We start from the raw sequence: 7,553 nt of genomic DNA, 5'->3' as shown, positions 1-7,553 counted from the left end.
CTAGTTGATAGCCCGAACATCCCTGTTCGGGCTTTTTTTATGATTTTTCACGTTCCACGCCTATTCTTTGACCAATGTTTCACGACTTTGTTCATATTAGTTAAACAATCGTGGTTAATCAGGCACTGTTGCAAATAGAGATTTGAGTCGATGATGTTTCCTTTAAAAAGTACTTAGAGACCGAAAACCCTGTTGATTAGACACACTTCACCCTGAGGCTGACCATAATAAAATGACGATGCTTGTCCTTTACGTAGTGCACGCATGACTTCAATACCTTTAATTGTGGCATAAGCCGTCTTCATAGATTTGAATCCTAATGTGGCCCTGATGATCCGCTTTAGCTTGCCATGATCACATTCAATCACGTTATTTTTATACTTAATCTGCCTGTGCTCAAGGTCTGGTGGACATTTACCTTCCCGTTTTAACCGTGATAAAGCACGTCCATATGTGGGTGCTTTATCCGTGTTGATCACTTGTGGAATTTGCCACTTCTTCACATTATTTAAAATTTTTCCAAGAAAACAATATGCTGATTTGGTATTACGTCTAGAAGAAAGATAAAAATCAATGGTATCGCCACGTTGATCGACTGCACGATACAGATAAGACCATCGTCCATTCACTTTTACATAGGTTTCATCAATATGCCACGAGCTCAGATCTGTAGGATTACGCCAATACCAGCGTAAACGTTTTTCTATTTCAGGAGCATAACGTTGAACCCAACGGTAAATAGTCGTGTGATCAACATTCACACCCCGTTCGGCCAGCATTTCCTGCAGTTCACGATAGCTAATGCCATATTTACAATACCAGCGCACAGCCCAAAGAATGATTTCGCCCTGAAAATGCCGACCATGGAAAGGATTCATATGCTGCACCTTTAGCTAAAACAGTCTTCAGCTTACCATTCGTGGTTATTTGCAACAGTGCCGTTTTTTTTAATGACAGGAATTTGTCTACTTATGAAAGGAAATTGTCCCTACAAATAAAGGAATCTGTCCTTTTATATAAAGGAATCCGTCCTTTTATATAAAGGAATCTGTCCACTTATTGGTAGGAATTTGTCCACTTTAATTCTTTGTATTCCACTGATATCAACCTTTTCAGCTGTTCTATAAATAATAAATTTAAAAATATATATAAAATATAAAAAAAGAATTACTTGTGGATAAGTTTTAAATTAATTTTTTTTCTACGATAGTTGATTTTTACTTAAAATCATTCTAAATTACGTAAAATATTTAACTTACGTAACTTGCATAAAATTATGATCATATTAGTAGGTGGTGAAAAAGGTGGAGCTGGTAAAAGCTGTTTATCTCAAAATTTAGCTGTATACCTTCAAACAAAAAATAGAGATGTTCTTTTATTAGATGCTGATCCTCAAGGAACAACAACTGACTGGATAAAAGAACGAGACGATAATGATGATTTAAAGGATATTCCCTCAGTTCAAGCTTCTGGAAATATTCGTTCAGTTCTCAAGGATCTTCAAGGCAGATATCAGGATATTGTAATCGATGCTGGTGGGCAAGATTCAGAAGCTTTACGTTCTGCAATGACAATTGCTACGCATATGTTATTACCTTTTAGACCAAAACGTAGAGATTTAAAAACATTAGCGCATATGGAACAAGTTTTAAAATTAGCTAAAACAGTCAACCCAGATCTTATTGCGAGAGCAATTATTACCCAATGCCCAACGTTGCCATCCCAAGTTCAACGAATTTTAGATGCAAAGGATGCATGTAAATCATTTGGCATAAATGCGTTAAATGCAATTACAACTAATAGAAATGTTTATGATGATGCTGATGAAAATGGCCTTTCTGTTTTTGAAGTAGATAGTGATCTAAAAGCAAAAGCAGAGATTAAAAATATAGCTAATGAATTTTTAGGAATTTAATCATGGCTGGATTAAACGGTTTAAAAAAGAAAGTTGAAATATCTCCCGAAGATCAGTTGGCAGAAGTATTTATATCTGGGGCTGAAAAAAGGATAAGAGCTTTAGAAACCAAAGAGAAAAAATTTGTTAGATGTACATTTTCTTTGAATGATGAAGTTAGTCAACTAATTGATGAACTGATTGTTAAAAGTCAAAATGCCCGTGTTAACAGATCAAGTATTGTAAGAATTGCATTAGAAAATCTGGCTTCAAAAAGCCCAGAGGAAATTAAAGAAATTGTTAATCAACAACTTCCTTAATGATTTATGTAAGTTACGTAACTTATAATAGTTACGTAACTTATTTAAATTAATGCTTCCAAAAAATATTTTCGTAAATTATTAAAACTTAAATAAAATTATAAAAATTTTGCAAGGAACGACTCTAACTGAAAGATTAAGTAGAGCTTTACTTGTTGTACAGAATGTTGTACATTTAAGTTGTACAAAATATTGTACAGGACTACGTTTTTGCAAACATGAACTCAAACAGCCAATTTTTTAATTTAAGTGTCCATATAAAGTATCTATAGCGAACCTATGAGCCAATGTGCCAACCAAACCAATGCTAGATCAGTGAAGTGACCATATATATTGTTTAAGGCTAAATATTTAATTAGGAAATGCAAAACATGCAAGTATTTACATATACAGATGTACGTAACAATCTAAAATCCGTTTTAGATAAAGTTATTGAAGATGCGGATGTAGCAGTAATTACTCGTAAAGAAGGAAGCCATGCTGTTGTTATGGGTCAAGAACACTATGACAGCTTAATGGAAACGCTTCATCTACTTTCATCTCCGAATAATACTGCTCGTTTAAATGAATCAATTGCCCAATTACGTGCATCCCGTACTATTGCAAGGGATCTCATAGAAGATGAATCGGACGATTGAGTTTACGGATAACGCATGGGAAGACTATCTTTATTGGCAGACACAAGACAAAAAGATACTCAAGCGAATAAATGCTTTGATCAAAGAGTGTCAACGTACACCATTTGAAGGAACTGGAAAGCCTGAACCACTCAAGGCGAATCTTTCAGGCTTTTGGAGTCGTCGAATCGATGAAAAGCATAGATTGGTTTATGAAGTTACAGATGAACGAATAAGTATTGTTCAATGTCGCTTTCACTATTAACCAATTTAAGCCCTTACTCAACTAGAGTAGGGGCTTTCCTTTCTCTATTTTCATTGCAGGAATAATGATGCTTTTATCCGCTAAGAGGTCTGAATCTTCCTCATAGTTAGAGCCAGAAGTGAAATCCCGTTAGTCTTTAGAAACTAGACATCACTATTTGGGGCTTACACTATGACTTCGCATAAGAGATTTTATGTTAAATGGATATTCATTAAATTATTATAAGATTTATCATTTTCTTGTAATTTTAATATCTCCAATAATGTTGTGAGGACCAAATGCCACTATTTCTCCCTGAACAGGGGATAAATAAATGGTTTCCCAAAGAAGTTTAGAGAAATTTTGCATTACTTCTAATGAATACTCTAATAAATCAATAGACTTATCTTCATCATTACTTCGATCAAAAAATTGGTCTACTTGTTTAGTAAAATCTTGGAAAAATTCATAATTATTTCTCTCAAGTTTAATTAGTTCAGGATTCCTTGGAATAGGAGCTATTATTCGAGGCGCTTGCTGTGAACCAATTAAATTAATGCTATCCAGCCTAACCCATGCTTTTTTATTAGGCATACTAAGAGGACAAGCATGCATTACTAGATCTCTATAAACTCCTAGTTTATGAAGCCAACCAGTAGGAGAGCAAATGTCCTTAAAATACTTATCAAACTCGGATGTTACTGTCCTTTTTTCATAATATTTTTTATATATTCTTGATGTGGTATTCATATGTTTATCAGTTTTAATATCATTAGGAACAATATAATGAAAAACATATTCAGCAATATAGTCTCTGAGAATACATGCATTAAATAAGAAAATCTGAAATTTATCGTAGATTAATGAAGAAAAGGCATCTTCAAACTTTTGACCAATTTTTAAATCATTTTTAATGACTTTAGCATTTAATTGCTTTCTATATATTATAGATAAGTCATAAAAAGAATTATTAATAGTATCAATGACATATTGAATTCTCTTGGATAAATCCCATAAATGTCCTTTTTGCATACGATAAGCGGAATTAGATATTTCTCCCCACTTTTGACGTGCTTCAGTATGCGCCCAAGTCTCATTTTTATAATCATGATAAAAACGATATTCTGGTAGGCTTGAACCATCAAAATGCATTTCATGATATAGAAAATTTACGCCAATAACTTTATGCCCTAGGGAATTTAAACTTGAATATAACTGGTTAAAATTTTTTAATGTTAATACAGCTGTTTGATTAGTAAGGGTATTAGGGAAAATAAAAACTTTATCTTTTTCTTCTGGAGAGTTGATGGCATATCCGCCACCTAATAAGTGAACTTCTCTAAAGACTATTGGCCAATCAGACATATTTTATAAGTCGCTTTAACTTTTGTAATATAAAAATTATTTATCCTATTCACTATATTCTTAATCTTAAAAAAAAAGCTAAGGATTTTTCCATTTTTTTATCAATAATGCTAAAATTCTTATACGCCATTGACGTACTTAAACCTATGCTATTCATTGAAACCAGTATTTTTACCAAACAAATTAAAGAGCTGGTGAGTGATGAAGAATATCGTCAGCTCCAGCAAGATCTCTTGGTACAGCCTGATAAAGGTGACTTAATCAAGAATGGCGGTGGCATTCGTAAAGTACGCTGTGCTCAAGGTAATAAAGGTAAAAGTGGCGGTATCCGTGTGATCTATTACTGGGTCACAGAAGATGATCAGATATTTTTCCTAGTGGCTTATCCAAAGTCTGTGAAAGATAATCTGACAGACAAAGAGACCTCGATCCTGCGTCAATTAGTAAAGGAGCAATTTCATGGATAACAACTTATTTGATGACCTGGTTGCTTCAATCAAAGAAGCTGGTGCCATCAAACGTAATGAGATAAAGGCCAGTCGAGTCACAGAGCTTGAATTGCCGGATATTAAAGAAGTACGTGAGAAAACTGGATTAACGCAAGCAGAGTTTGCTGCACGTTTGCATATCAGCGCGAGAACGCTACAGAACTGGGAGCAAGGTCGACGCTATCCGACTGGTCCTGCAGCGACTTTAATTCGTATTTTGGATGCTCATCCAACTTTGATCTAAATATTTTAGATAATAAAAAACCCCGGCATCCTGCCGGGGTTTTTCGTATTGGTTCGCTCGGTATAACTCCTGTCGTACCTTACAGTCCTTGTGCTTATCTATTGTTATTCTTGTATGGAACTTCCTGTTCCCGATGAGTTCATCATAGGAAAATTCCAGTATTCCGGATAGCCGCAAAGGGCCGAGTTTCATGTACGCCAGGGCGTACAAAATAGCCTAAATTTTATCCACAGCAATTGGGGATAGTTTCGCAACCTGGATCCGCTTAAAATGGGCACTGATTCGAAAATTGATCAATTATTGATCAATTTTTCTGGCAAAATGTTACAGATTCGCTTAAAAACTCACCAACTTATTACAAAAGCCGATTTCTGCTAATTTCTTGGTCATGACTAAATTTTTAAATTATTGATTTTAAAATTAATATACAACTGTACTTCGTATAACCGCCATTATGTTAAATAGGCGACTCTATGGTCAGTATAGATGCTCTACTTTTTATTAGAATAACAGCATCTTTTTTAAGCTGAATAAAAAAATGAATATTGTAGAAGAAACTATAAAATTGGGTGATAAATCTATATTTTTTAAACGATGGATTGTCCCTGCTTCTCATAAGACTCCCATTATTTTGCTTCATGAATCTTTAGGAAGCGTTGAACTTTGGAAAAGCTTTCCTCAACGATTAGCTGAATTTCTCCAGAGAGAAGTTATTGCTTATGATCGCTTAGGATTTGGAAACTCCTCACCCTTAGAAAAATTATCTCTTAATTTCATTACGGAGGAAGCTCAAACAACTTTTGCTGCTGTACTACAACATCTAGAAATAGATCAATTTATTGTTATGGGCCATAGTGTTGGTGGTGGGATGACTGCTGTAATAGCTGCTATATATCCAGACCGTTGCAAAGCAGCAATTACTATATCCGCACAGTCTATGGTGGAAGAAATTACTCGACAAGGTATAAAAGATGCGGAAACTAATTTTTGTAATGAACAATTCATTAAGAAATTAGCTAAGTTTCATGGAGATAAAGCTGAATGGGTATTAAGAGCATGGATCGATACTTGGTTATCACCATCATTCCGTAATTGGAATATAGATGCCTATATATCAAAAATAGAATGTCCTCTTTTAGTAATACATGGGGAACATGATGAATATGCAACTTTGAGTCAACCAGAACGCTTTATTCAGCTTTCTAATGGATATAAAGAGCTGAAAATTCTAAAAGATTGTGGTCATTTCCCTCACAAAGAAAAGGAAACAGAGGTAATAAGGCACTGTTGCAAATAACCACGAATGGTAAGCTGAAGACTGTTTTAGCTAAAGGTGCAGCATATGAATCCTTTCCATGGTCGGCATTTTCAGGGCGAAATCATTCTTTGGGCTGTGCGCTGGTATTGTAAATATGGCATTAGCTATCGTGAACTGCAGGAAATGCTGGCCGAACGGGGTGTGAATGTTGATCACACGACTATTTACCGTTGGGTTCAACGTTATGCTCCTGAAATAGAAAAACGTTTACGCTGGTATTGGCGTAATCCTACAGATCTGAGCTCGTGGCATATTGATGAAACCTATGTAAAAGTGAATGGACGATGGTCTTATCTGTATCGTGCAGTCGATCAACGTGGCGATACCATTGATTTTTATCTTTCTTCTAGACGTAATACCAAATCAGCATATTGTTTTCTTGGAAAAATTTTAAATAATGTGAAGAAGTGGCAAATTCCACAAGTGATCAACACGGATAAAGCACCCACATATGGACGTGCTTTATCACGGTTAAAACGGGAAGGTAAATGTCCACCAGACCTTGAGCACAGGCAGATTAAGTATAAAAATAACGTGATTGAATGTGATCATGGCAAGCTAAAGCGGATCATCAGGGCCACATTAGGATTCAAATCTATGAAGACGGCTTATGCCACAATTAAAGGTATTGAAGTCATGCGTGCACTACGTAAAGGACAAGCATCGTCATTTTATTATGGTCAGCCTCAGGGTGAAGTGTGTCTAATCAACAGGGTTTTCGGTCTCTAAGTACTTTTTAAAGGAAACATCATCGACTCAAATCTCTATTTGCAACAGTGCCGGTAATAACAGCTATCCAAAGTTTCTTAGAGAAAATTTAAATTTTCTAAAATTAACATAATACACCTTATACGAAATGTGTTATAATTCTCTTGAAAATTCAACGCTGTAGTTCCTAGTTGATAGCCCGAACATCCCTGTTCGGGCTTTTTTTATGATTTTTCACGTTCCACGCCTATTCTTTGACCAATGTTTCACGACTTTGTTCATATTAGTTAAACAATCGTGGTTAATCAGGCACTGTTGCAAATAGAGATTTGAGTCGATGATGTTTCCTTTAAAA

Annotated in this window: 10 protein-coding genes; 8 read left to right on the top strand and 2 right to left on the bottom strand. The window is 35.1% G+C overall.

Going from position 1 to position 7,553, the window contains the following annotated elements; genetic code table 11:
• Positions 1 to 173: 173 nt before the first annotated feature.
• On the bottom strand, positions 174 to 878 hold the full coding sequence (locus tag HADU_RS11995; protein WP_001067784.1) for an IS6-like element IS1006 family transposase: 705 nt from the start codon (positions 876 to 878) through the stop codon (positions 174 to 176).
• Between the two features lie 398 nt (positions 879 to 1,276).
• Between HADU_RS11995 and HADU_RS11990 the strand changes: the two genes are divergently transcribed.
• From HADU_RS11990 to HADU_RS11975, 4 genes are all read left to right on the top strand, one after another.
• Positions 1,277 to 1,915: an AAA family ATPase gene (locus HADU_RS11990; RefSeq protein ID WP_008306811.1), complete on the top strand. Its 639-nt coding sequence runs from the start codon at positions 1,277 to 1,279 to the stop codon at positions 1,913 to 1,915.
• A 2-nt stretch (positions 1,916 to 1,917) separates the two neighbouring features.
• The gene (locus HADU_RS11985; RefSeq protein WP_008306809.1) at positions 1,918 to 2,214 is read left to right on the top strand and encodes a hypothetical protein; all 297 of its coding nucleotides are present in this window, start codon (positions 1,918 to 1,920) and stop codon (positions 2,212 to 2,214) included.
• A 371-nt stretch (positions 2,215 to 2,585) separates the two neighbouring features.
• Entirely contained in the window at positions 2,586 to 2,852 is a 267-nt protein-coding gene (locus HADU_RS11980; protein WP_008306807.1) for a type II toxin-antitoxin system Phd/YefM family antitoxin, read from the top strand.
• Positions 2,836 to 3,096 (top strand): Txe/YoeB family addiction module toxin, encoded by a 261-nt coding sequence (locus HADU_RS11975; RefSeq protein ID WP_008306806.1) that lies wholly within the window; start codon positions 2,836 to 2,838, stop codon positions 3,094 to 3,096. Before HADU_RS11980 ends, HADU_RS11975 begins: the two co-directional genes overlap by 17 nt.
• A gap of 231 nt (positions 3,097 to 3,327) precedes the next feature.
• On the opposite strand, the gene HADU_RS11970 is transcribed toward HADU_RS11975, so the two are convergent.
• The gene (locus tag HADU_RS11970; protein WP_008306804.1) at positions 3,328 to 4,440 is read right to left on the bottom strand and encodes a hypothetical protein; all 1,113 of its coding nucleotides are present in this window, start codon (positions 4,438 to 4,440) and stop codon (positions 3,328 to 3,330) included.
• 146 nt (positions 4,441 to 4,586) lie between these two features.
• On the opposite strand from HADU_RS11970, the gene HADU_RS11965 reads away from it, so the two are divergent.
• The 4 genes from HADU_RS11965 (at position 4,587) to HADU_RS11945 (ending at position 7,219) form a co-directional block, all read left to right on the top strand.
• Positions 4,587 to 4,907, top strand: coding sequence for a type II toxin-antitoxin system RelE/ParE family toxin (locus HADU_RS11965; protein WP_000897309.1), 321 nt, complete (start codon positions 4,587 to 4,589; stop codon positions 4,905 to 4,907).
• Positions 4,900 to 5,172 (top strand): NadS family protein, encoded by a 273-nt coding sequence (gene nadS, locus HADU_RS11960; protein WP_004641921.1) that lies wholly within the window; start codon positions 4,900 to 4,902, stop codon positions 5,170 to 5,172. The genes HADU_RS11965 and nadS overlap by 8 nt, the downstream gene beginning before the upstream one ends.
• A 538-nt stretch (positions 5,173 to 5,710) precedes the next feature.
• Positions 5,711 to 6,469 (top strand): alpha/beta fold hydrolase, encoded by a 759-nt coding sequence (locus tag HADU_RS11950; protein WP_008306796.1) that lies wholly within the window; start codon positions 5,711 to 5,713, stop codon positions 6,467 to 6,469.
• 45 nt (positions 6,470 to 6,514) lie between these two features.
• Complete coding sequence (locus HADU_RS11945; protein ID WP_001067784.1) at positions 6,515 to 7,219, top strand: IS6-like element IS1006 family transposase; 705 nt, start codon at positions 6,515 to 6,517, stop codon at positions 7,217 to 7,219.
• The last annotated feature ends 334 nt before the right edge of the window (positions 7,220 to 7,553 follow it).

Source organism: Acinetobacter sp. HA (genome assembly GCF_000264725.1).
GTDB classification, from domain to species: Bacteria; Pseudomonadota; Gammaproteobacteria; order Pseudomonadales; family Moraxellaceae; genus Acinetobacter; species Acinetobacter schindleri.
Note: the sequence above shows the minus strand (reverse complement) of the source record. Positions and strands in the feature narration are given on the sequence as shown.